The 22011-nt window shown below is 66.9% G+C and carries 25 protein-coding genes; 14 read left to right on the plus strand and 11 right to left on the minus strand.

Annotation, left to right across the window (positions count from 1 at the left end; genetic code table 11):
* Nucleotides 1-17: 17 nt before the first annotated feature.
* Complete coding sequence (gene hemE, locus CMASS_RS01340; protein ID WP_022863390.1) at nucleotides 18-1076, plus strand: uroporphyrinogen decarboxylase; 1059 nt, start codon at nucleotides 18-20, stop codon at nucleotides 1074-1076.
* Nucleotides 1077-2528: a protoporphyrinogen oxidase gene (locus CMASS_RS01345; RefSeq protein ID WP_022863391.1), complete on the plus strand. Its 1452-nt coding sequence runs from the start codon at nucleotides 1077-1079 to the stop codon at nucleotides 2526-2528.
* Here the strand turns inward: CMASS_RS01345 and CMASS_RS01350 are convergent.
* Nucleotides 2525-3364, minus strand: coding sequence for an NAD(P)-dependent oxidoreductase (locus CMASS_RS01350; protein WP_022863392.1), 840 nt, complete (start codon nucleotides 3362-3364; stop codon nucleotides 2525-2527). The two genes, CMASS_RS01345 and CMASS_RS01350, sit on opposite strands and share 4 nt — an antisense overlap.
* Before the next feature lie 32 nt (nucleotides 3365-3396).
* Here CMASS_RS01350 and hemL point away from each other — a divergent pair, with 32 nt between their 5' ends.
* Nucleotides 3397-4716 carry a glutamate-1-semialdehyde 2,1-aminomutase gene (gene hemL / locus CMASS_RS01355; protein ID WP_027018746.1) on the plus strand — a complete coding sequence of 440 codons (1320 nt, stop codon included), beginning with the start codon at nucleotides 3397-3399 and terminating at the stop codon, nucleotides 4714-4716.
* Here the strand turns inward: hemL and CMASS_RS01360 are convergent.
* Genes CMASS_RS01360 through CMASS_RS01375 form a run of 4 tightly spaced genes read right to left on the minus strand, consistent with a single transcriptional unit; the run spans nucleotide 4713 to nucleotide 8032 of the window.
* Nucleotides 4713-5519, minus strand: coding sequence for a metal ABC transporter permease (locus CMASS_RS01360; RefSeq protein ID WP_022863394.1), 807 nt, complete (start codon nucleotides 5517-5519; stop codon nucleotides 4713-4715). The genes hemL and CMASS_RS01360 overlap by 4 nt on opposite strands.
* Entirely contained in the window at nucleotides 5516-6346 is an 831-nt protein-coding gene (locus tag CMASS_RS01365) for a metal ABC transporter permease (protein WP_022863395.1), read from the minus strand. Before CMASS_RS01365 ends, CMASS_RS01360 begins: the two co-directional genes overlap by 4 nt.
* Nucleotides 6339-7064: a metal ABC transporter ATP-binding protein gene (locus CMASS_RS01370; protein ID WP_022863396.1), complete on the minus strand. Its 726-nt coding sequence runs from the start codon at nucleotides 7062-7064 to the stop codon at nucleotides 6339-6341. The genes CMASS_RS01365 and CMASS_RS01370 overlap by 8 nt, the downstream gene beginning before the upstream one ends.
* The gene (locus CMASS_RS01375; RefSeq protein ID WP_022863397.1) at nucleotides 7061-8032 is read right to left on the minus strand and encodes a metal ABC transporter substrate-binding protein; all 972 of its coding nucleotides are present in this window, start codon (nucleotides 8030-8032) and stop codon (nucleotides 7061-7063) included. Before CMASS_RS01375 ends, CMASS_RS01370 begins: the two co-directional genes overlap by 4 nt.
* A gap of 154 nt (nucleotides 8033-8186) precedes the next feature.
* On the opposite strand from CMASS_RS01375, the gene CMASS_RS01380 reads away from it, so the two are divergent.
* The 7 genes from CMASS_RS01380 (at nucleotide 8187) to CMASS_RS01410 (ending at nucleotide 14063) form a co-directional block, all read left to right on the plus strand.
* A complete protein-coding gene (locus CMASS_RS01380) occupies nucleotides 8187-8855 on the plus strand; it encodes a metal-dependent transcriptional regulator (protein WP_022863398.1) in 669 nt (222 codons plus the stop codon).
* A gap of 37 nt (nucleotides 8856-8892) precedes the next feature.
* Entirely contained in the window at nucleotides 8893-9501 is a 609-nt protein-coding gene (locus tag CMASS_RS01385; RefSeq protein ID WP_022863399.1) for a histidine phosphatase family protein, read from the plus strand.
* Nucleotides 9502-9520: 19 nt separating this feature from the next.
* Complete coding sequence (locus CMASS_RS01390; RefSeq protein ID WP_027018748.1) at nucleotides 9521-10150, plus strand: TlpA disulfide reductase family protein; 630 nt, start codon at nucleotides 9521-9523, stop codon at nucleotides 10148-10150.
* 6 nt (nucleotides 10151-10156) lie between these two features.
* On the plus strand, nucleotides 10157-10960 hold the full coding sequence (locus tag CMASS_RS01395) for a cytochrome c biogenesis CcdA family protein (protein ID WP_022863401.1): 804 nt from the start codon (nucleotides 10157-10159) through the stop codon (nucleotides 10958-10960).
* A gap of 91 nt (nucleotides 10961-11051) precedes the next feature.
* A complete protein-coding gene (locus CMASS_RS01400) occupies nucleotides 11052-12650 on the plus strand; it encodes a cytochrome c biogenesis protein ResB (RefSeq protein WP_022863402.1) in 1599 nt (532 codons plus the stop codon).
* Nucleotides 12651-12771: 121 nt separating this feature from the next.
* Nucleotides 12772-13797, plus strand: a complete 1026-nt coding sequence (ccsB, locus tag CMASS_RS01405) for a c-type cytochrome biogenesis protein CcsB (RefSeq protein ID WP_022863403.1) — start codon at nucleotides 12772-12774, stop codon at nucleotides 13795-13797.
* An 11-nt stretch (nucleotides 13798-13808) separates the two neighbouring features.
* Complete coding sequence (locus CMASS_RS01410) at nucleotides 13809-14063, plus strand: helix-turn-helix domain-containing protein (protein ID WP_022863404.1); 255 nt, start codon at nucleotides 13809-13811, stop codon at nucleotides 14061-14063.
* Here the strand turns inward: CMASS_RS01410 and CMASS_RS01415 are convergent, their stop codons facing one another.
* Nucleotides 14064-14396, minus strand: a complete 333-nt coding sequence (locus tag CMASS_RS01415; RefSeq protein WP_022863405.1) for a hypothetical protein — start codon at nucleotides 14394-14396, stop codon at nucleotides 14064-14066.
* A gap of 39 nt (nucleotides 14397-14435) precedes the next feature.
* Between CMASS_RS01415 and CMASS_RS01420 the strand changes: the two genes are divergently transcribed.
* Nucleotides 14436-14801 carry a DUF4229 domain-containing protein gene (locus tag CMASS_RS01420; RefSeq protein WP_022863406.1) on the plus strand — a complete coding sequence of 122 codons (366 nt, stop codon included), beginning with the start codon at nucleotides 14436-14438 and terminating at the stop codon, nucleotides 14799-14801.
* 38 nt (nucleotides 14802-14839) lie between these two features.
* Here CMASS_RS01420 and CMASS_RS01425 read toward each other — a convergent pair whose 3' ends face one another.
* A complete protein-coding gene (locus CMASS_RS01425) occupies nucleotides 14840-15763 on the minus strand; it encodes a 1,4-dihydroxy-2-naphthoate polyprenyltransferase (protein ID WP_022863407.1) in 924 nt (307 codons plus the stop codon).
* Nucleotides 15764-15849: 86 nt separating this feature from the next.
* Nucleotides 15850-16302, minus strand: a complete 453-nt coding sequence (locus CMASS_RS01430) for an SRPBCC family protein (RefSeq protein ID WP_027018750.1) — start codon at nucleotides 16300-16302, stop codon at nucleotides 15850-15852.
* 83 nt (nucleotides 16303-16385) lie between these two features.
* On the opposite strand from CMASS_RS01430, the gene CMASS_RS01435 reads away from it, so the two are divergent.
* Nucleotides 16386-17354, plus strand: a complete 969-nt coding sequence (locus CMASS_RS01435) for an aldo/keto reductase (protein ID WP_022863409.1) — start codon at nucleotides 16386-16388, stop codon at nucleotides 17352-17354.
* Here the strand turns inward: CMASS_RS01435 and menE are convergent, their stop codons facing one another.
* The 3 genes from menE to CMASS_RS01450 all read right to left on the minus strand — a co-directional run bounded on the left by menE (nucleotide 17355) and on the right by CMASS_RS01450 (nucleotide 19981).
* Nucleotides 17355-18488: an o-succinylbenzoate--CoA ligase gene (gene menE / locus CMASS_RS01440; protein ID WP_027018751.1), complete on the minus strand. Its 1134-nt coding sequence runs from the start codon at nucleotides 18486-18488 to the stop codon at nucleotides 17355-17357.
* Nucleotides 18489-18525: 37 nt separating this feature from the next.
* Nucleotides 18526-18960 (minus strand): DoxX family protein, encoded by a 435-nt coding sequence (locus CMASS_RS01445; protein WP_022863411.1) that lies wholly within the window; start codon nucleotides 18958-18960, stop codon nucleotides 18526-18528.
* 61 nt (nucleotides 18961-19021) lie between these two features.
* Nucleotides 19022-19981: a 1,4-dihydroxy-2-naphthoyl-CoA synthase gene (locus tag CMASS_RS01450; protein WP_027018752.1), complete on the minus strand. Its 960-nt coding sequence runs from the start codon at nucleotides 19979-19981 to the stop codon at nucleotides 19022-19024.
* Nucleotides 19982-20107: 126 nt separating this feature from the next.
* Between CMASS_RS01450 and CMASS_RS01455 the strand changes: the two genes are divergently transcribed.
* Nucleotides 20108-20968 (plus strand): endonuclease/exonuclease/phosphatase family protein, encoded by an 861-nt coding sequence (locus tag CMASS_RS01455; RefSeq protein ID WP_022863413.1) that lies wholly within the window; start codon nucleotides 20108-20110, stop codon nucleotides 20966-20968.
* A gap of 11 nt (nucleotides 20969-20979) precedes the next feature.
* The gene (locus tag CMASS_RS01460) at nucleotides 20980-21999 is read left to right on the plus strand and encodes an o-succinylbenzoate synthase (protein ID WP_022863414.1); all 1020 of its coding nucleotides are present in this window, start codon (nucleotides 20980-20982) and stop codon (nucleotides 21997-21999) included.
* Nucleotides 22000-22011: the final 12 nt, after the last annotated feature.

The raw sequence follows: 22011 nt of genomic DNA on the forward strand, positions 1-22011 counted from the left end.
CGTCCATAATGGAGGGTATGTCTCGACGCCACCTTCCGAACGCGCCAATTCTCGCCGCCGCGCGTGGTGAAACCCCGTCCCGCCCGCCCGTCTGGTTCATGCGGCAGGCGGGACGTTCGCTGCCCGAGTACCGCGCTGTGCGTGAGGGCATTTCCATGCTGGACTCCTGCTTCCGGCCCGATCTCTTGGCAGAGATCACCCTGCAGCCGGTCCGCCGCCACGACGTGGACGCGGCCATCTTGTTCTCGGACATCGTGGTCCCGCTCAAAGCCGCCGGCGTGGGGGTAGAGATTGTCCCCGGCCGCGGGCCCGTCATGGAGCATCCGGTGCGTACCGCCGAGGACGTGCGGAACCTGCCGGTGCTTGACGGTGACACCCCCGCCGTCACCGAGGGCATCGGCCGCATCCTCGAAGAGCTCACCGACACGCAAGCGCTTATCGGTTTCGTGGGCGCCCCGTTCACCCTGGCCAGTTACCTCATCGAGGGCGGGCCGTCGAAGAACCACGAGCGCACCAAGGCGCTCATGCATTCCGACCCGCAGCTGTGGCACCAGCTGATGCAGCGGTTGGTTCCCACCATCACGCGCTTTCTGCAGATCCAGGTCGATGCCGGCATCGACGCGATGCAGCTTTTCGATTCCTGGGCCGGCTACCTCAACGAAGCCGACTACCGCGAGTTCGTCCTGCCGTACTCCAAGGAGATTCTCGCCGCGGTCGACGGCGTGATCCCACGCATCCACTTCGGAGTAGGTACCGGCGAGCTGCTCGGGGCAATGGCCGAGGCCGGCCCGGAGGTCGTCGGCGTGGACTACCGCATGACCATGGACACCGCGGCCGCCCGCATCCACGCGGCCGCCGGGCCGCACGCGCTGCAGGGCAATCTCGACCCGGCACTTTTGTTCGCTGGCGAGGACGCCGTGCGCCGCCGCGTGCGCGCGATCCGCGACGAAGTTGCCGCCGCCCAGGCGGCTGGGCATGCGACCGGGCACATCTGGAACCTGGGGCACGGGGTGCTGCCCACCACCCAGGCCGAGGACGTCACCCGCGCCGTACACATCATTCACGAGGAGGGCTAAATGCGTATTGCCATCATCGGTGCCGGCATTGCCGGTCTCACCGCTGCCTACGAGATCCATAAGGTCGCGCCGGACGCGCACGTCGACGTCTTCGAGGCCGAGGCGCGCGTCGGCGGCAAAACGCGCACGGTGCCGTTCGACAGCGGCCCGATGGACGTAGGTGCAGAGGCGTTTCTCGCCCGCAACAACGACATCGTGGATTTCTTCACCGAGCTCGGCCTGGCCGATCAGATGGTCGGGCCGTCGGGGCTGCGCTCCCGCGTGTATGCACAGGATTCGCTGCAACCGATCCCGCAGGGCGGCGTCATGGGCATCCCGTCGTCTGCTGAGCCGGTCAAGCACCTGGTATCCGCCGAGACCGCCGCGCGTATCGATGCCGAGTCCACCGCCGAACCCATCGACTGGCAGGTGGGTCAGGACTACTCCGTGGGACGCATGGTCCGCGAGCGCTACGGCGACGAGGTCGCGGACCGGGTCGTCTCCGCGCTGCTTGGTGGGGTGTACTCTTGCAGCGCCGACGACCTGGGCATTCGCGCCACCGTCCCGCAGTTGGCGGAAGCGCTCGACGCGCTCGCTGAGTCCGGCGAACCCGTCACCCTGTCTGCCGCTGTGAAATCCATCGAAGCGGAGCGCGCGGAGCGAGCGCGAGAACGCTCCGCGGACAACGACGGCGGCGTCGGTCAGCCGGCGGGCCCGCCGTTCCGCGCCTTCCGCGGCGGCTACGCGGACGTCTACGACACGCTCGCGGAAAAGTGCGGCGCGAACATCCAGATCGATACGTTCATCTCCGGCGTCGAGCCGCACAAGAAGGGCGGGTACACCGTCAAGGGCGGCGGGGAGGCGGCCCAGGAGCCCTACGACCGCGTCCTCGTCGCCACCCCGGCCCCGACCGCTTCCCGGCTGCTGAAGAAGGTCGCGCCGGATGCTGCCGAGGCCATGCGCCCGATCAAGCTGGCCAGCTCCGCAGTGGTCGGGCTGAAGATCGACTCGGATACCGACAGCGCCGGCAACCACCTGCCGGAAAACTCCGGTCTGCTCGTCGCGCTCGATCAGGGCGGTGTTCACGCCAAGGCGTTCACGTTCTCCTCACGGAAGTGGCCGCATCTGGCTGAGCGTCTCGACGGCGGTGTCATCGTCCGCGCCAGCTTCGGCCGCTTCGGCGACGACGCCATCGTCCGCGCCGACGAGGACGATCTCGTCGATTACGCCCTCGACGATCTGAAGACCATCACCGGGTTCGATGCCCGCGACGCCGGCGTCAGCGAGATCTTTACTCAGCGCTGGTTCGGCGGCATCCCGCGCTTCGACGAGCGTCACCTCGGCTACGTGAAGGCTGCCCGCGCCGCGCTTGCCGATGTCCCCGGCATCGACGTCACCGGCGCCTGGGCCGGGGGAGTGGGCATCCCGAACGTGGTCGCGGATGCCCGCGCCGCCGCCCGCCGCATTCTTTAGGCCGGGCTGCGGTAGACGAAAATAGAGGAGAAGTCCTCGTCGCCGTGGCCCATGGACTGCTGCTCCTCAAAGGACTCGATGGCGGCGTGGACGGCCGGCAGATCGACGTTGGAGCTTTCCTCCATGAGCTTCGCGTCCTTGCACAGCGCGTCGACGGTGAAATCGCCCGGGTCGGTGTCGCGCTCGCGGGTGATGAAGTCCTGCTTCATGTCCTTCATGAACTTCAGGCCCGAGATGTCCAGCATGGTGAGGATGGACTCGGTGTCCACGTTCTGTGATTCGCCGAGGTAGAGCGCTTCCCGTACGCCCTGGGCCATGGTGGCCAGCGCCAGGTTGGCGAGCAGCTTGCCGGTGGCGGCGGCCGCGGCGGAGTCGACGCCGATGAGCTTCTTCTCGCCGGCCCACGGCTCGACCAGATCCATGATTTTCTCCCGCAGGTCATCGTCAGGCGTGCCCACGTAGACGCCGAGGGTGCCTTCGCGCGCCGGACCCAGTGTGCCCACGACCGGGGTGTGCACGTAGGTGTCTACGGCGTCGGCGAATTCGCGGGCATCGTCCGGGGAAATAGTGGTCGCGTCACACCACGGGGTGCCCTCCGGGATGAGGTTCGGCTCGATGACCACCTCGCGGACCGTGTCCGGGCCGAAGAGGGAAGTGAATACAACCTCCGCGCCGTCCACCGCGGCGGCGGGGGAGTCGGCGAGGTGCGCGCCGGCATCGACAAGCGGCTGCGCCTTGTCGGCGGTGCGGTTCCATACGGTGACGTCGTGGTCTGTGAGAAGGTGGCGGGCAAGCTCGGTGCCCATGCGTCCGGTTCCTAAGAATGCGATCTTCATGGCTTCCTAGTGTGCCAAATGCGGTTACTACAATGGCGCCCATGTCTTTAACTTCTGCGTCTACTGCCCAGTCCGCCGAGTGGTTTAACCGTTCCGCCCAGTACATTGCCGGCGGGGTGAACTCCCCGGTCCGCGCGTTCGGTTCCGTGGGCGGCCAGGCCCGCGTCATCGATCACGGCAAGGGCTCCCGCCTGTGGGACGTCGACGGCAACGAGTACGTGGATCTGGTCAGCTCCTTCGGGCCGATGATCCACGGCAACGCGCACCCGCAGATGGTCGAGGCGGTGCAGAAGGCCGTGGCCGATGGCTTGAGCTTCGGCACCCCGACGGTGGGGGAGGAGAAGCTGGCGGAGGCCATCGTCAAGCGCACCGCGGTGGACAAGGTGCGCCTGGTCAACTCCGGCACGGAGGCGACCATGTCGGCGGTGCGCCTCGCGCGCGGCTACACCGGCCGCGCCAAGGTCCTGAAGTTCGAGGGCTGCTACCACGGACACGTGGACGCGCTGCTCGCCTCGGCCGGCTCCGGCGTGGCCACGTTCGGGCTGCCGGATTCCCCGGGGGTTACGGGCGCGACCGCCAAGGACACCATCGTGGTGCCGTACAACGATCTCGACGCGGTGCGTCGCGCGTTCGCGGAGAACAAGGGCGAGATTGCCTGCATCATCGCCGAATCCGCGGCCGGCAACATGGGTACCGTCGCCCCAGCTGAGGGCTTCAACCAGGCGCTCAAGGACATCGCACACGAGGACGGCGCCCTGTTGGTCCTCGATGAGGTCATGACCGGCTTCCGCACCTCCTACCAGGGCTGGTACGGCGTCGACGGCGTCGCCGGTGACCTGGTGACCTTTGGCAAGGTCATCTCCGGCGGTCTGCCCGCCGCGGCGTTCGGCGGCCGCGCGGACGTCATGGACCACCTCGCGCCGGCAGGCCCCGTCTACCAAGCCGGCACCCTGTCCGGTAACCCGGTGGCCATGGCCTCCGGTCTGGCATCGCTCACGCTTGCCGATGAATCCATGTACCCCCGCCTGGCCACCCATGCGGACCGTCTGGAAGACCTCATCGACTCCGCGCTGGATAACGCCGGCGTTGCCCACCACATCCAGCGCGCCTCGTCGATGCTGTCCATCCGTTTCGCCGAAGGCGAAGGCCGCAACTTCGCGGACATGCAGGCCGCGGACACCTTCCGCTTCACGCCGTTCTTCCACGCGCTTTTGGATCACGGCGTCATGGTGCCACCGAGCGCCTTCGAGACGTGGTTCGTCTCCGATGCGCTCACCGACGACGACTTCGAGGTCATCGAAAAGGCGCTGCAACCGGCCGCGGAGGCCGCCGCCCAGGCGCAGGAGAACTAGCGCTGGGTGGCGCCTGCTGTGCGCCGCGTGACGGTTCTTAGGGCCAGGACCGCAAGGAAAACGCCGGCATTGGCCACGGTCATGGCCGGCGACGTCGCGGCGTTGAGGTGGTAGGCGATCCAAAATCCAGCGGCGGCCGTGATGATGGCGACGGCGACTGCGGCCGCCAGCATCGCGGGCACGCGGTGGGTGAAAAGCCGCGCGGTGATGGCGGGGAAGACCATGAGCGCGATGACGAGCATTGCGCCGGCCGCGTGAAAGGCGGCGGTACAGGTGAGGGTGACCAGCGCCAGATAGACGGTGGCCAGCCCGCGCCCGGAAAACGCCCGCGCGGTCAGCCGCGGGAGCGCGATGAGCGTCACTGCGGCGTTGATTATGGCGACCGTCCCCATCACGAGGACGAATGGCGGGCGGGTCATCGCCGCGAGGTTGAGATCGCCCACCAGCACGGCGTGCACGTCGAGGTGGACGTGGCTAAACCGCGTGGAGATGAGGATGACGCCGGCGGCAAACAGCGCGGGGTAGATAAGACCGAGGGCGGCGTCGCCCGCCAGCCAGCCGGAGCGGGTGAGCCACTCGCTGCCGAGGGCCACGAGTAGCCCGCCCACAACGGTGGTGACCAAAAGCCAGGGCGAGGTGAGGCTCGCGGTGAAGAGGAACCCGAGCGCGATGCCCGGCAGCACGGCGTGACTGATGCCGTCGATGAGCATCGACTGGCGCGAGAGCACCACGAAGACGCCGGGAATGGCACACGCGACCGCGGTCACCACGGCCAAAAGGAACGCGGAGGCAGCAAGACTCATGAGCGGACCTTCCGGTTAATCAGCGAGGCCGCCACGATGGCAGCTTGGACGAGGACAATCGCCGGGCCGGTGGGGATGGCCCAGTTCACCGAGGCATAGGTGCCCACCGCGGCGCTCAGCGCCCCGAGGGCCGCCGACAGGGCGATAAACCCGGGCAGGCGGCGCACCCATTGCCGCGCCGCGGCCGCCGGGGCGACCACGACGGCGACCATGAGTACGACGCCGACGACCTTGATGCCGATGACGGCCACCACCGTGAGCACAAGAAAGACGAGCGGCTCGAAGCGCCGGTAGGCGGGGTCAAAGACGGCGAGCGCCAAGGGGAAGTGGACCGCGCCCAGCGCCAGGGCGGCGAGGGCGCCGACGACGGCGGCAGAGATGACATCGGCACGCGTGAGCGTCGACGCGTTGCCCAGCAGGTAGTCCTGAATGCCGGCCTTGCCCGGCAGGGGGTGGCGGGCCACGTACTGCATGAGCAGCATGCCGAGCGAGAAGAACGTCGATAGCACGGCAGCCATGACCGCATCGGTCTTCAGCGGCGAGTGTTTGGGCAGGTAATTGATCGCCGCGACGGCCAGGCACCCCAAGGCGACCGCGCCGCAGGTCAGCGCGACGACGTTGCGCCCGTTAAAACCCAGCGATGCAGCGACGATGAAGACCGCGATGAGCCCGGGGAAGGAGGCGTGCGAGACCGCGTCGACCATGAGTGACTGCCGTCGCAGGTAGACCAACGGGCCAACCGCGCCCGCGCACCCGGCCACCGCGACGGTCCCGGCGAGCGCCTGGGCGTAGGTGTAGTTCGTGACGAGCTCGGCCGGGCTAATCATCGCGGCCACCTCGCGGGTGGTGGGCCAGCTGTTTTTCGGAGGGAGGAAGGGAAAACAGCGTGGCGATGTTCGCGTCCGTCAGCGTCTCCTGCGTTGGCCCGCTGGCCATGATCGTGCCGCCGGCGAGCAGCACCACGTCCGAGCAGTACGCGGCGACTTCCGCCAGGTCGTGGTGCACCAGCACGATGGTGCACCCGGCGGCGTTGAGCTCGTGGAGGACGTCGACGATGGTGGCCTGGCTGGCGGCATCGACACCGGCGAAGGGCTCGTCCAGGATGATGACGTCTGGGTCGCCGGCCAGCGTGCGCGCGAGCAGGGTGCGCTGGCGCTGTCCACCGGACAGGGCGGAGATGGGACGGTTGGCCAGATCGGCGAGCCCGACCCGCTCCAGGGCGCGCCGGGCCGCGGCCTTGTCCCGCTTGCCGGGCCAGCGCCACCAGGGAAGGTGGGCGATGCGGCCGAAGAGGGCGACATCGAAAAGCGTGGCGGGAAAATCCCAGTCAATGTCGGCCTGCTGGGGCATGTACCCCAAACGCCCGTCCACCTCGATATCGCCAGTGCTGGGGATGCGGCCGACGATGGCTTTAACCAGGGTCGATTTTCCGGAACCGTTGGCGCCGATGAGCCCGGTAAAGCTGCCCGGGCGGATGTCGAGGGAGACACCCTCCAGCACTGTTCGCTTGCCGTAGCCGGCGCTTACGTTGCGGGTGCGGATCATTTAGTAGCTAGCCCATCTGCGACGGCTTCGGCGTTGTGGCGGAACGCGCCCAAGTAGGTGTCGGTCGGCGGGGTGGGGCCGAGGGTATCGGCGAAGAGCTCGGCGTCGGAGACGCCGACGTCCCACCCGCGATCCTTGACCGCCTCCTTCAGGGAGGTCACCGCCTGTGGGTTGGCCTGGTTGTCCTTGAAGATGACCGGCACCTTTTCCTTGGCTATGACGTCGGCCAGCTCGGAGATCTCCGGGGCGGACTTGGTCGCCTCGGTGGAGACGAAGTCGGTGGCGTGCACGGTGAAGTTGAAGGTTTTGCCGAAGTAGTTGAACGCGTCGTGGCCGGTGACCAGTACGCGGGTATCCACGCGGGAGAGATCTTTTTCGGCGTCCGCGGCGGCATCGGCAATCTGCTGCTGGTAGTCGGCGGACCGATCTTGGTAGGCCACCTTGTCGTCCGGGTCCATGTCCGCGAGCTTGTCCCCAATGGCGTCGACGGCCTGGGACCACAGGGTGGGGCTGTTCCAGATGTGGGGGTCGTGCTGATCCGGCGCGTCCGGCCAGGGCAGAAGCTCTTTCTGGTCCACCTTGTCGCCCACGGCGAGCTGCTTGTCGCCCAGGGATTCAAGCTGGTCCACCATCTGGGCCTCGAGGTTGAGGCCGTTCCACAGCACCAGGTCGGCATCCTTCATGGATTCCAAGTCCTTGGTGGACGGCTGGTAGGTGTGCGGGTCACCACCCGGGCCGACCATCGTGGTGATCTCCGCCTCGGGCGCGAGGTTGTGCGCGGCATCGGCGAGGTAGCCGGTGGTGGCGAAGATGTGGAGGTGATCGTTGTCGCCGGGGCCGGCCGCGGTGTCGGTGCCCGAGGAGCAGGCGGTCAGCGCGCCTAGCGTGCCGATGATGGCGGTGGCGGCAAGAGCGGTGGCGGCGCCCGGGCGATTCTGGCGGCGGGAAGCGGAGAGATGAGGTCGCATGTCTGGCTTTCTGTAGAAGGGTCGTGGAATACAAAGATCGACGCATGAAATGATGAAGTTCAATGCATTGAACAGTTGAAAACATAAGGAATGAATGGAGCGGGTGCAAACGTGCTGGAAACTGTGCGGCGGTGCTGGCGTTAGACTTGCCCGCATGCACGTTGATGAACTGCCCGAGCGGACGCAGGACTACCTGAAGACGCTGTGGAATTTCGAAGAGCACCACGGCGTGGACGCGGCCATGCCGCTCGGCGAACTTGCCCGGTCAACGGGGCAGAAGCTGCCGGCGTGCTCGGAGGCGGTCAAGCGTCTCCACGCCAAAAAGCTGGTCTCCCATGAGCGGTACGCGGGCGCGCGGCTAACTGAAACGGGGCGCTCGCTCGCCGCCGCGGTGGCCCGCCGCCACCGGTTGCTCGAGTCCTTTCTGGTCACCACCCTCGGCTACACATGGGACGAGGTCCACGTGGAGGCGGACCAGCTCGAGCACGCGTGCAGCGACCGCTTCATCGACAGGCTGGACAACTTCCTCGACCACCCCGCGCGCGACCCGCACGGCGATCCCATCCCGGGCGCCGATGGGACGGCGGAACCGCTGTCCGCGCGCAAGCTTGCCGATGTCCCCGCCGACGAAACCGTCACCATGGAACAGGTTGACGATGCCGACCCAGAGCTGCTGCGCTTCTTGGACGAGCACGGCATGCGACCCGGCACCCAGCTCACCGTGACCGCCGCACCAGCCGCGGGGCTCATGCACGTCAGCGTGGACGGCACGGCGTCCTTCGCACTGGCGGAGATCGCCGCCCGCGACATCGCGGTGCACTAAGCACACGCGCACCGAAAAGACTAAAGGAGCAACACGAGTGTCTACCACCATCGTCCACCTCGTTCGCCACGGCGAGGTCCACAACCCGGAAAAGATCCTCTATGGGCGCATCCCGGGCTACCACCTCTCGTCCCGCGGGCACTCGCAGGCGGCGCGCACCGCGCAGTCTTTCCGCGGTCACGACGTGGTCTATCTCGCCGCCTCGCCCCTGCAGCGCGCGCAGGAAACCGCGCAGCCCATCTCGGCGGCGACCAAGCTCAACGTGGAGGTGGAGCCGCGGCTTATCGAGTCGGGCAATCGCTTCGAGGGCCTGCGCACGAAGGGCTGGCGCTCCCAGCTGTGGAACCCGGTGCGCTGGCCGCTGATGACCAACCCGCTGCAGCCGTCGTGGGGTGAGCCGTACGTGGACATCGCCAAGCGCATGCTCGACGCGGTGGATAACGCCCGCGCGGAGGCGGAAGGCCACGAGGCCATCCTGGTCAGCCACCAGCTGCCCATTGTCACCGTGCAGCGCTATGTGCGGGGCAAGCGGCTCGCGCACGCGCCGTGGGATAGGCAGTGTGACTTGGCGTCGGTGACGTCGCTCGTTTTCCGCGACGGCGAGATCAGTGATATGCACTATGCAGAACCGGCACACGAGATTTAGGTAAGAAGTGTCTTTTTCGTTGCACCATTTTTCGCCCTCCCGCGCAGCCGCCGCCGCAGCCACGGCCGCGCTGCTTCTGCCCGCAGCCTGTCTGACCGGCTGCGCACAGGAGGAAGACAACGCCCACAACGCGGTGGCCTCCGGCGGCACCTTCGAGTTCGTCTCCCCGGGCGGACAGACCGAAATCCGCTACGACGAGGCGGAGCGCAAGCCGCTGAAGGAATTCGGCGGCGAATCGCTGATGGACGAGGGGAAGACCATCAACCTCTCCGATTTCGACGACCAGATCGTCGTGCTCAACTCGTGGGGCCAGTGGTGCGCGCCCTGCCGCGCGGAAAGCGACGACCTGCAGCGCGTGCAAGACGAGATGGAAGACCGCGGCGTGGGCACCGTGCTGGGAATCAACGTGCGCGATTTTAACCGTGAGATTTCCCAGGACTTTGTCAAAGACAACGGCGTGAACTACCCGTCCATCTACGATCCGCCGTTCAAGACCGCCGGCGCGCTCGGCGGCGTGCCCACCTCGGTGGTGCCCACCACCATCGTGCTGGACAAGCAGCACCGCCCGGCCGCGGTCTTTTTGCGCGGCATCGAGGACAAGGACATCATCTCCGTCATCGATGACCTGGAAAAGGAACAGGACGCGTAGATCCCTATGACAGGTTCTGACACCGGGCTAGGCGCCGCGCTTGCCGATGCCGCCGCGGCCGGCCCCCTCATCTTCGGCCTGCTGGCTGCCGCCCTGGCCGGCCTGGTCTCGTTTGCCTCCCCGTGCGTTATCCCGCTCGTGCCGGGGTACATCTCGTACCTGGCTGGCGTGGTCGGCGGGGAAGTCACCTTTGATGAGACCGGCGCGCGCGTGGGCAAAAAGCGCCAGTGGGCCGTGGTGGCCGCCGCCGCGCTGTTCATCCTCGGGTTCACCGCCGTGTTCGTGCTGGCGACGGTCTCCGTGTTCGGCGCGATCTCTGCGCTCAACGCGAATGCGCAAGTTCTCATGCGCATCGGTGGCGCGGTGACCATCCTCATGGGCATCGTGTTCATGGGCTGGGTGCCCGCCCTGCAGCGCGATACCCGCATGGCGCCGAAGCGGTGGACCACCTGGCTCGGCGCGCTGCTGTTGGGCGGCGTCTTCGCCCTGGGCTGGACGCCGTGTTTGGGGCCGACCCTGGCCGCGATCGTCTCGGTCGCCGCCGGCACGGAGGGCACCACCGCCGCGCGTGGAACCCTGCTCATCATCGCCTACTGCCTGGGGCTCGGCCTGCCGTTCTTGCTCGTTGCCTTCGGCTCCGCCCGCGCGATGCGCACAGTGGACTGGCTGCGCAAGCACTCCCGTACGGTGCAGGTGATAGGCGGCATCGCGATGATCCTGGTGGGCCTGGCTCTGGTCACCGGGCTGTGGGGCGCGTTCATCGACTGGATCCGCCAGTGGACGTACGAATTCGGTACCACGCTCATCTAGTCGTAGGGTTTTGGGCAAGCTGAAACGATTGGAGTGACGAGTGAAACAACTCAAGAGATGGCTTAGGCGGGCCTGGAACTGGCTGACCAGCATGCGCACCGCCCTCGTGCTTCTCTTCCTGCTCGCCCTCGGAGCCATCCCGGGCGCGCTGTTGCCCCAGCGTGACTTAAACGAGCAGAACGTCAACGAGTTCATCGCATCCCACGGCCGGGTGGCCGAGATCTACGACAAACTCGATCTCTTCGACGTGTTCTCGTCCGGATGGTTCATCGCCATCTTCACCCTGCTGACCATCTCGCTTATCGGCTGCATCATCCCGCGCACGTGGGAGCACTACAAGGCGTGGAAGACGCCGCCGGTGCGCCCGCCGCGCTACCTACAGCGCATGCCGATGCACGCCGTGGGCGATACGGAGCGGGACTTCGACGACATCGCCACGCGCGTGCGCGGACAGTTCACCAAGTGGCGCGTGCGGGAGTTCGACGCCGAGGAGGACCGCGCGGGCCAGTACTCGTTCGCCGCCGAGCGTGGCTATACCCGCGAGCTGGGTAACCTCGTCTTCCACATCGGCCTGGTGCTCATCCTGCTCACCGCAGCCGTAGGCCAGCTGCTGTTCTACGAAGGCCAGGTCATCGTGGTTACCGGCTCCGGCAAGTACGCGGAGGGCGAGGCACCTGCGCAGCAGTCCGAGTTCTGCAACACCTCCACGTCGAACTTCGACTCCTTCCGCGCCGGCAACTTGGTCGACGGCACGAAGATGCACCCGTTTTGCATGAAGGCGCACGATTTCGCCGCCGACTACCTGCCCAACGGGCAGGCGGAGATGTTCACCTCCCACGTCTCCTACGCCGAGGGCGACGACATCTACACCGACGAGTCCGACTGGAAGGACTACACCCTGCGGGTCAACCACCCGCTACGCCTGGCCAAAAACAGCGTGTTCCTGCAGGGCCACGGCTTCGCCCCGACGGTGACCATCGAGTGGCCGGATGGGGAAAAGCGCACCCAGACCATGCAGTTCCGCCCGGATGATCAGGTCAACTTCCTGTCCTCCGGCGTCATGCGCTTCGACCCACCCGCCGGCATGTACCCGGATCTGCAGAAGCGACGCGAAAACCAGATCGCGCTGCAGGGGCTTTTCGCCCCGACCGCGGAGTGGGCCGGGGAAAACGGCGCGCTGCTGCAGTCGAAGTACCCGGCGATGACCGACCCGGCGCTCGCCATCGATATCTACCGCGGTGACGCCGGCCTGGACACCGGGTCCTCGCAGTCCCTGTTCAGCCTGGATGAGTCCCTGGTGCAAAGTGGCGTGCTGCAAAAGATCGATCGCGTCAACATGCAGCTGGGGGAGACGGTCACGCTGGACGATGGCACCCGCGTCACCTTCGACGGCGCCAACGAGTACGCGAACTACCAGGTCTCGCACAACCCGATGAAGCTCGCGGTCCTTTTGTCCGCGCTGCTCACCTTGGGCGGTCTCATCGTCTCGCTGGCCATCAAGCGCCGGCGCGTGTGGGTGCGCCTGACTCCGCTGGAAGGCGGCGGCACCCACGTGGAAATGGCGGGCCTGTCGCGCACCGACCGCGCCGGCTGGGGCGAGGAGTTCGAGCGCATGCACCGTGAGCTCCTCGAGCTGCCCGACCCGGACGAGGTGGAAGAAGACCGCATCTGGGTCGACGAGAACGACTAGGACGCACCGACGACACGCAATCTCCCACCTTTAGCGCCGGCGCCGTCCTCCTAAAGTTGGACGCCTGATGGCCCGGTGCTAGAGTGCGTACGACATCTATCCTGAGCGAACTAGGTTGTTTATGCCTGTTAACCAGAATCTTTCCCACTTCTCCGACCTGTCCTTCCGGACGGCGTTTATCATCTACGCCCTCGCGCTCATCCTGTCGCTGGTCTACTACGGCCGGATGCACAGCGTGGTGCAGGCCCACCGCGATCTCGCCGAAGAGGGCCGTCCAGACAAGGCAGGCCGTGCCGGCTCCGCGAGCCCATATGGGGCAAACAGCCCGGATGGAGCTGGCGTGGGGCCGGACGCGCAGGCCGAGGAAGACAAGATCGCCACCCTCGAACGCCGCGCCGACAAGTTCGGCGGGATGACGCAGTCGCTCATCTGGCTCGCGCTGGTCTTGCACTTTTTAGCCATCGTCTTGCGCGGGTGTGCCACGCACCGCTTCCCGCTGGGCAACCTCTACGAGTACATGCTGGGGATCACCTTCTTCGCGCTGGTTATCGCCTCGGTGGCCCTGCAGCGCAAGGAGCGCCGCACCCTGTGGCCGTGGATCCTGACCCCAATTCTGGCGCTGATGTTCTACGGCGCCACGGAGCTATATGCCGAGTCCGCCCCGGTGGTCCCAGCGCTGCAGTCCTACTGGGTGCCGGTCCACGTCACGGTGGTCTCCCTCGGCGGTTCGCTGGGACTCATTTCTGGCATGTTCTCCATCCTCACGCTGCTGCGCCGCTGGCAGCCGAAAGGCCACGAGCATGGCTTTATGGGCGTGGTGATGAGCGTGATGCCCACGGCGAAAAAGCTCGACCAGATCGCCTACCGCATTGGCGTTATCGCCCTGCCCACGCTCGGCCTGGGCATCATCTTCGGCGCAATCTGGGCCGAGTCCGCCTGGAACCGCTTCTGGGGCTGGGACCCGAAGGAGACGATGTCCTTCGTCACCTGGATTCTTTACGCGGCGTACCTGCACGCGCGTCAGACGCCGGCCTTCCGGAAGGCCGCGCCGTGGATCAACGTCTTGGCCACCGCCGCGATGATCTTCAACCTTTTCTTCATCAACCTGGTTGTTTCCGGCCTGCACTCCTACGCCGGTCTCAACTAGGGTCGAAGCCCATGTCGGAGACCAATCGCACCCGGAACAAACCAGGTAAACCCGCCGGCGACAACGAGGCGCTCGTCGCCCTCGGCGGCCAGCTCGCCGAGCGCCGCCGCCAGCAGGGCATTCTCCAGCAGGCGCTTGCCGATGCCGCCGGTGTCTCCCGCTCCACCCTCCACACCATCGAACACGGTGGCACCGGGGTGCGGTGGGAGAAAGTAGCGGCGGTCGCTGACGCGCTGGGCTTGCGGATGACCTTTACCGAGAACTAGCTAGCCAGCGTCGCCGCCCTGCTCGCGGCGTCGGCGCTCGGCCGCCTCTTCCCGCAGCTTCTTCTCGCGCAGCTTTTCTTCCCGCATCTCCTGCGCGCGGCGCTCCTTGAAGCGCTTCTTATCCAGCTCCCATAGGAACTGTTCGTCATCGTCCGGGCCTTTGACGGACGAGTAGGCGGTGTCAGCGCCGTCGCGCGTGCGACCGCCGCGGCGCAGGCTGGCTTGAGCCTCGGAAGCAGACCCGGAGCCTTGCCCCCATGTGCCGGGGCCGAAGGCCTTCCACACCAGCACGACGGCGACAACAACCAGAGCAAATAGAATGAGCCTACCCATACGCGTTACTCTACTGGGCAGGTCAAGGAGGGAAATAACGTGTCTGAGTCAGAGTCAATCACCGGATCCACCACGCCGGAGCCGGGTTCGGCGCCGGAGCCAGAGTCGGCACCGCAGCCGGATCCGGAGCTGCGCCGCAAGTCGCGCATCGCCATGGTGAAGTACGGGCTTGCCCGCATCGCGTTGTTCTTGGTGCTGACAGCGGTTATTGAGGGCCTCGCGCTGCTCATTGGGGCCCACGTCCCGGTGCTTGTTGCCGCGATGCTCGCGTTGTTCGTGGCGCTCCCGCTGTCCATGCTCGTCTTCACCAAGTGGCGCGTGGAAGCCACCGAGTCACTCGCGGAGTACTCGCGCCAGCGCAAGGAACGCAAGGAGTGGATCCAGCGCGAGCTGGCGGGCCGCTAACACCGCGCTTCTCGCGTCCCTCCGCCACGCCGCAGAAGCTACGCCACCCAGTACAGCTGGTCGAAGAAGGTGAGGGCGGCAAGCATCACGACCGCCCAGATGAGCATGGCGCGGCCGGTGCGCGCGAGGACCGGAATGAGTTCCTTACCCTGCGCGCCGCGGTTGACAATGCGCACCGCGCCCACCGCAAAGGGCGCGTACACCAGCGCGAACAGCGCGGGCCACGCGGTGAAGGCCGCAAAGATGGTGAGGATGAACGGTGCCACCAAAAGGGCGGTGAACAGCTGGCGGGAGTGGGCATCGCCAAGCCGCACGGCCAAGGTCGTCTTCCCGGTCTGGGCGTCGGAGGGGATGTCCCGGATGTTGTTAGCCAGGTTCACCGCGGCGCTCATCGCGCCGATGCCGATGGCGAGCCACAGGCCAAGCCAGGTCACCTCGTGGGACTGGGTGTATTGGGTGCCCAGCACGGCGATGAGCCCGAAGAAGATGAAGACGGCGACCTCACCCAGACCCATGTAGCCGTAGGGCTTCGGGCCGCCGGTGTAGAACCAGGCCCCGGCGATGCACAGCGCTCCTAAGAGGATGAACCACCACGCGCCCGCGGCAAGCGACAGGATGATGCCGGCCACGGCCGCGACCCCAAAGGAGATGAACGCCGCGCGCTTGACGTCCTTCGGCGCGGCCAGTCCGCCGCCGGTGAGCCGTTGCGGGCCGGTGCGATCTTCGTCGGTGCCGCGGACGCCGTCGGAGTAGTCGTTGGCGTAGTTGACGCCGATGATGAGCGCCCACGAGACGATGAGCGCCAAAAAGGCCCGCCCCAAGTGCGCGCCGCCGGTCGTCGATGCGGCAGCAGCGGCGGTACCTGCGAGGACGGGCGCGAAGGCGTTAGCCCACGTGTGCGGGCGGGCGCCTTCCAACCAGTCGTGGGCTGTTGCGGAATAGTTTGGCCGAGCGTTGGACATGCCCACAATTGTGCCACGGCCAGCGTCGCGGCCAAGAGCTTGGCTGAGGGCTCCGAACTGCTCAACGTCCGGAACCGGTGAGGGATTTAGGCGAGCGCTTCAGCCAGGTCGGACAGGGAGTTTTCCAGGAACTTCTCGTCGAAGTTCTCGGACAGCGCGCGCACCTTGTCGCTCTCAATGTCGCTGCGGTCGTAGGTCAGGGTGACCTTGGTGTGGCCCTCGTCCTCCGGGGAGAGCTCGTAGAGCCACTTCGCGCCGACCTCGACGTCGGTGGTGATGTTGCGGACGTTCTTCCAGCCGATGACGCGGCCTTCCTCGAAGGCGTAGACCTCGTTGACGGTCTGGTAGTCGCCGTCGTCGTTGTGCATGTTCATGGTGAAGGTGTCGCCCACCTTCTGCAGGCGCTCGCCCTTGTCGGCGCTGCGCACCATGCCGGATCCGTCGGTCTCCTGGTGGCGGTCCGGGTTGGACAGGATGTCGAAGATGTCGTTTGCGGCTGCGTCGATCGTGCGGGTTGCAGTAGTCGTCGTCTCAGTCATGGCGCCCATCGTAGAGATCTCACCGCCAGCCCGGGGTAACACTCAGTCCGAGACTGGCCTGAGCGGCGGTTAGGCTGGCGGGCATGGATACTCGCACTTTCACCGCCGGTCGCACCCCGCTCACTGTGTCCCAGGTGGGGCTCGGCTGCACGTCGATGACCCCGCATTCCTATCCGGATTCGCCGCGTCGCGCGGAGATGGTTGAGGTGCTGCGCGGCGCGGTCGACGCGGGCATCGACTTCTTCGACACCTCCGAGATCCAGGGGCCGTACACCGGGGAGCAGTTGCTTGGCGATGCCCTGCCCACCTCCGACGTCACCATCCTCACCAAGTTCGGGTGGGACATTGACGCCTCCGGTACGCCGACGGGGAAGGTCAACTCCCGCCCGGAGGTCATCCGCCGCAGCGCGGAGGGTTCGCTGCGCCGCCTCGGCCGCGACCACCTGGATATCTACATGCAGCACCGCGTCGACCCGGAGGTCCCCATCGAGGAGGTGGCGGGCGCGGTCGGCGAGCTTATCGATGCCGGCAAGGTCACCCACTTCGGCCTGTCCGAGGCTTCCCCGGAGCTTATCCGCCGCGCCCACGCAGAGTGTCCGGTCACCGTCATCGAGCACGAGTACTCCCTGTGGTCCCGGGAGCCGGAGGAGGAACTGCTGCCGCTCACGCGCGAGCTGGGGATCGGTTTTGCGGCCTACTCGCCACTGGGTAAGGGCTTTCTGGCGGGCAGCGCGCAGCCCAACGACGACTCCTCGTCGCCGCGCCTGCATGCGGAAAACTTTGCGGCCAACAAAGCACTCGGCGACGCGGTGAAAGATTTCGCCGCCGCCCGCGAGGTGACCCCCGCCCAGCTGGCACTCGGGTGGATCCTTGCGCGCAGCGAGAACATCGTGCCCATCCCGGGCTCAACCAACCTGGAGCGCATCCGCTCCAACGCAGAGGCGCGTCCCCTCGACGAAGAGACCGTCGCTGAGCTTGACCGCGTTATCGCCCAGCACCGCGTCCACGGCAACCGCTACACAGACAAGCACTTGTCCTATATCCCGGGGTAATTATCGGAAGAGTTCGCTGGCCGCACGCCGATCGACCTTGCCGGAGCTGGTCATCGGCAGGCGGTCGACGCGTTTAATGTCTTTGGGGATCTGCCAGCGGGGGACGGCATCGGCAAGTCCTTCGAGGATGTCGCCTACGGTGGCAGTGCCGGCGTAGGCGGCGACAATCACCTGGCCTAGGCGCGGGTGGGGGATTGAGGTGACGGCCGCGGTGTCCACTCCGGGCACGGAGAGGATTTCTCGCTCAAGGACTTCCGGGTGCAGCTTGAGGCCGCCGGAGTCGATGATGTTGTCCAACCGGCCGGTGACGGTCAGCCGGTTGCCGTCCAGGTAGCCGCTATCGGACGTGATGAACCACCCGGGCTCGGCGAATGCTTCGTGGTCGGGGGCGCTGCGGTAGCCGTGGGCGATGGTGGGCCCGCCCAAGATGATGCGCCCGTCGGTGATCTTCACCTTCGTGCCGGGCAGGGCGTAGCCGTCGTAGACGCAGCCGCCCGCGGTTTCCGATGACCCGTAGGTGGTCACAAGTTTTATGCCCGCCTTGTCTGCCGCGGCGAGAGTGTGCGGGTGCGTGGCCGCGCCGCCGACCAGGATGGCGTCGAAGCCGCGCAGCGCGTCGCGGCCGCGATCGGAATCCATCGCCTTCGACAGCTGCATTGGGGTCAGTGAGGTGTACGCGCGGTCGCCGGTGCGGTGCAGCTCTTCAGCCGCGTCGGCAAAGGCATCGATGTCGAAGCCGCTGGACAGGTCGATCCAGGCGGGTTCCACCCCGGCCACGAGCGAGCGGATGAGGACTTGGAGGCCGGCGATGTAGTGGGCGGGCATCGCCAAGAGCCACTGCCCGGGCCCGCCCAGGCGCTGGTGCGTCGCATCCGCACTGGCCACCAGGTTGGCCGCGGTGAGCTGCGCGCCCTTCGGGGTGCCCGTCGAACCGGAGGTGGGGACCACCAGGGCAATGGTGGGGTCAATGGCCTTGCCGGCTGCCTGCGAGTTCTTGAGTAGCTGCGCGCGGGTGGGGTCAGCGGCAGGCAGGGGCAAAAACGTGTAACGCCCCGCAATCGCCTCCTCCAGGTTGGGGAGGATGGCGGCGGGGTCGGTCGGGTCGACGGGGAGAGGGGCCAGGATGCGATTCACGGCCACAGATCTTAACGGGGGCGGGAGGAGCTTACGGTTACGCCTCGGCGGTCGCGGACCTCGGGCCGCGCTTGAAGAAGGTATCCAGGGCGATCGCGCCTCCGCCGACCGCGCACAGGGCCAGGCAGCCGGCGATGATCACGCCAACGAGCTCCCAGCCGCCGTCGTTGATGAACACGCCGTTGGCAAAGTGGCCGGCGAGTACGCCAGCCAGGACCATCTGCACGATCTCGATGGCGGCGACGAAGCGCGTGTCCAGCCCCAGGATGAGGAGAATGCCGCCGACCAGCTCAATGGCGGCGGCGACGACGGCCGCGAGCCCGGCGGCCGGGATGCCGATTTCGGAGAAGGACTCAGCGGTGCCGTCGATGCCCCACTGCGTGAATTTCTGCCAGCCGTGGGCGGCGAGCACGAAGCCTAAAAGGATGCGGGAGAGTAAAAGGCCGATGGATGTCAGGGATTCGTTGCGCATGAGGGGGAGCCTACGTAGCGCAGAATGACGCGTCAACAAGTGGCTCGCTGGTGGGCCGCCGCTAGTAGTAGTACGGGAACTCGTCCCACTGCGGCGGGCGCTTTTCCAAAAACGCCTCCTTGCCCTCCACGGCCTCGTCGGTCATGTAGGCCAGGCGGGTGGCCTCGCCGGCGAAGACCTGCTGGCCCATGAGGCCATCGTCAGTGAGGTTGAACGCGAACTTGAGCATGCGCTGGGCGGTGGGGGACTTGCCGTTGATTTCACGCGCGGCCTGGATGGCTTCCTTTTCGATGTCCCCGTGATCCGCCATGATGTTGACCGCACCCATCTGCTGCATGCGCTCGGCGTCGTACGTGCGCCCCAGGAAGAAGATCTCGCGGGCGTACTTCTGGCCGACCATCTTGGCCAGGTACGCCGATCCGTAGCCGGCGTCGAAGGATCCGACGTCGGCGTCGGTCTGCTTAAAGCGCGCCTCCTGCCGGGAGGCAATGGTGAGATCGCACACCACGTGCAGGGAGTGCCCGCCGCCGGCGGCCCAGCCGCCGACCACGGCGATGACCACCTTCGGCATCGTGCGGATCAGGCGCTGGACCTCCAGGATATGGAGGCGCCCGCCCTCGACCTTCTCGCGGGCGGTGTCGACACCGGAGGCATCGGCAGTCGCGTCGTCGTGGCGGTGCTCCGTGGCGTAGCGGTACCCGGAGCGGCCGCGGATGCGTTGGTCGCCGCCGGAGCAAAAGGCCCAGCCACCGTCTTTCTTGCTCGGCCCGTTGCCGGTCAGGAGCACCGTGCCCACGTCCGGGGTGCGGCGCGCGTGGTCGAGCGCACGGTAGAGCTCATCAACAGTGTGTGGGCGGAACGCGTTGCGCACCTCCGGGCGATCGAAGGCGATGCGTACGATGCCGTTCTCGCGGCCGGCGCCGATATGCCGGTGGTAGGTGATGTCGGTGAGATCGGCAAAGCCGTCGACGGGCTTCCACTGCGAGGGGTCAAACGGGTTGTCGGTGGAGTACTGGCTCATGGTGGGCAATTCTAAACGCGCGGGGGTCTGGTTAGGCGCGGCATCGGAAAGCACGGCATCGTCACGCACGGTGTGATGGCACCATGGAGGCTCAAGCACCCCTGAAACGAGAAAGGTTGACCGCCCGTGCCCGCCTATTCCCTGCACACCGGCCCCCGTTTCCTGCGCGCCACCGCCTTAGGCCTCGCGCTCGCCGTGGGGGCGAGCTCGCTGACCGCCTGCGCGGGCGGCAAGGAGCTGAAGGTCGCCACCTTCAACATCCATGCCGGCCGGGATGACGCCGACAACTACGACCTCGACCGCATCGCCGAAGCCATCGAAGACCTCGATGTCGACGCCATCGCGCTGCAGGAGGTGGACAACAACTTCGACGCCCGCTCCGACTTCGATGACCAGGCCAAGGAGCTGGCCGACAAGCTGGACATGCACTACACCTTCGGCGCGAACGAGCCGAAGGACGTCGCCGGCGAGCAAGGCCTCGACGAGGAGGGCTACGGCCTAGCCATCTTGAGCAAGATGAAGATCAAAGACTCCGAAAACACCCACCTGCCGTTCGACGTCAACGGCAAGACCTCGTCGGAGGAGAACCCGAAGCCGGAGCAGCGCGGCCTGCTGCGCGCCACGGTGAAGTGGAACGGCGAGAAGGTCGACCTGTACTCCACGCACTGGGAGCACAAGTGGGACAGCCTCCGGGAACGGCAGGCGGATGCGGCGGCGACGGCGATTGCCAAGCGCGACATGCCCAGCATCGTCATGGGGGATCTCAACGCCGAGCCTGACGATGTCGCCGTCAACGCCCTCCTCGGCGGCGCGGTAATCAAAGACGCGCTGCAGACGCTGGAGGTCGAGGACCCGACGAACGACAAGGGGCAACACATCGACTACGTGCTCTACTCCGAGGCGTTCGCACCGGTCGATGGCGGGCCCGTGGTCAACGATGCCTCCGACCACTACCCGGTGGCCGTGACCTTCAAATCCGCGGACTAACCTGGGCAGCCATGACGCCTGAGCTTGCCGATGTCCTAGACCGCGCCCACGTAGTCCAGTTGCCGATGGCGGTGAAATTCCGGGGCATCACCACGCGGGAGGCCCTGCTTATCGAGGGCCCCGCCGGTTGGGGCGAGTTCGCCCCCTTCCTGGAGTACGGCCCGCGCGAGTCGGCGGCGTGGCTGCGCGCCGGGCTGGAGGCCGCCTACGCGGGCTTTCCCGAGCCGCAGCGCGATGTCGTGGAGGTCAACGGGACGGTTCCCGCGGTCCCGGCTGAGCAGGTCCCCGAGGTCATCGCGCGCTACCCGGGCTGCCGGACCTTCAAGGTCAAGGTCGCGGAGAAGGGGCAGGTGCTTGCCGATGACGTCGCCCGCGTCCGCGCCGTCCGCGACACCGTGAGCGCGCAGGGCCACGTGCCGGTGATTCGCGTCGACGCCAATGGTGGGTGGAGTGTCGCCGAGGCGCTAGCCGCCGCGGAGCAGATGATGCCGCTGGATTACATGGAGCAGCCGTGTGCGACTGCGGAGGAGCTGAAGGAAGTGCGCGGCGAGCTCATGCGCCGCGGGTTGTTCGTGCGCGTGGCGGCGGACGAGTCGATTCGTAAGGTCGAGGACCCCTATCGCGTCGCGGAGCTGGGGGCGGCCGACGTCGCGGTGGTGAAGCCGGCGCCGCTCGGCGGGGTGCGTCGAGTGCTCGAGGTGGCGCGCCACCTGCGCGAGCGCCACATGGACATCACGGTGGCGTCCGCGCTGGATACTTCCGTGGGCATTTCGATGGGGCTCGCGGCCATCGCGGCGCTGCCGAAGATTTACGACGACGAGGACATCGACGTCGCCCCCGCCGCCGCGGGCTTGGCCACCGGCTCGCTGTTTGCCGAGGACGTCTGCGCCCCACGCCCGCTCGTCGACGGCCACCTGCCCGCCGCCCCCGCCGTCCCCGACCCAGACCGCCTGTCCGCCCTCGCCGCGCCCGCCGATCGCCGCGACTGGTGGTTCGACCGCGTCCGCGCCTGCTGGGAGCATCTGGGCTAAAGGCGCCCGCTG

Source organism: Corynebacterium massiliense DSM 45435, from assembly GCF_028609805.1.
In the GTDB taxonomy this organism is placed as follows: domain Bacteria; phylum Actinomycetota; class Actinomycetes; order Mycobacteriales; family Mycobacteriaceae; genus Corynebacterium; species Corynebacterium massiliense.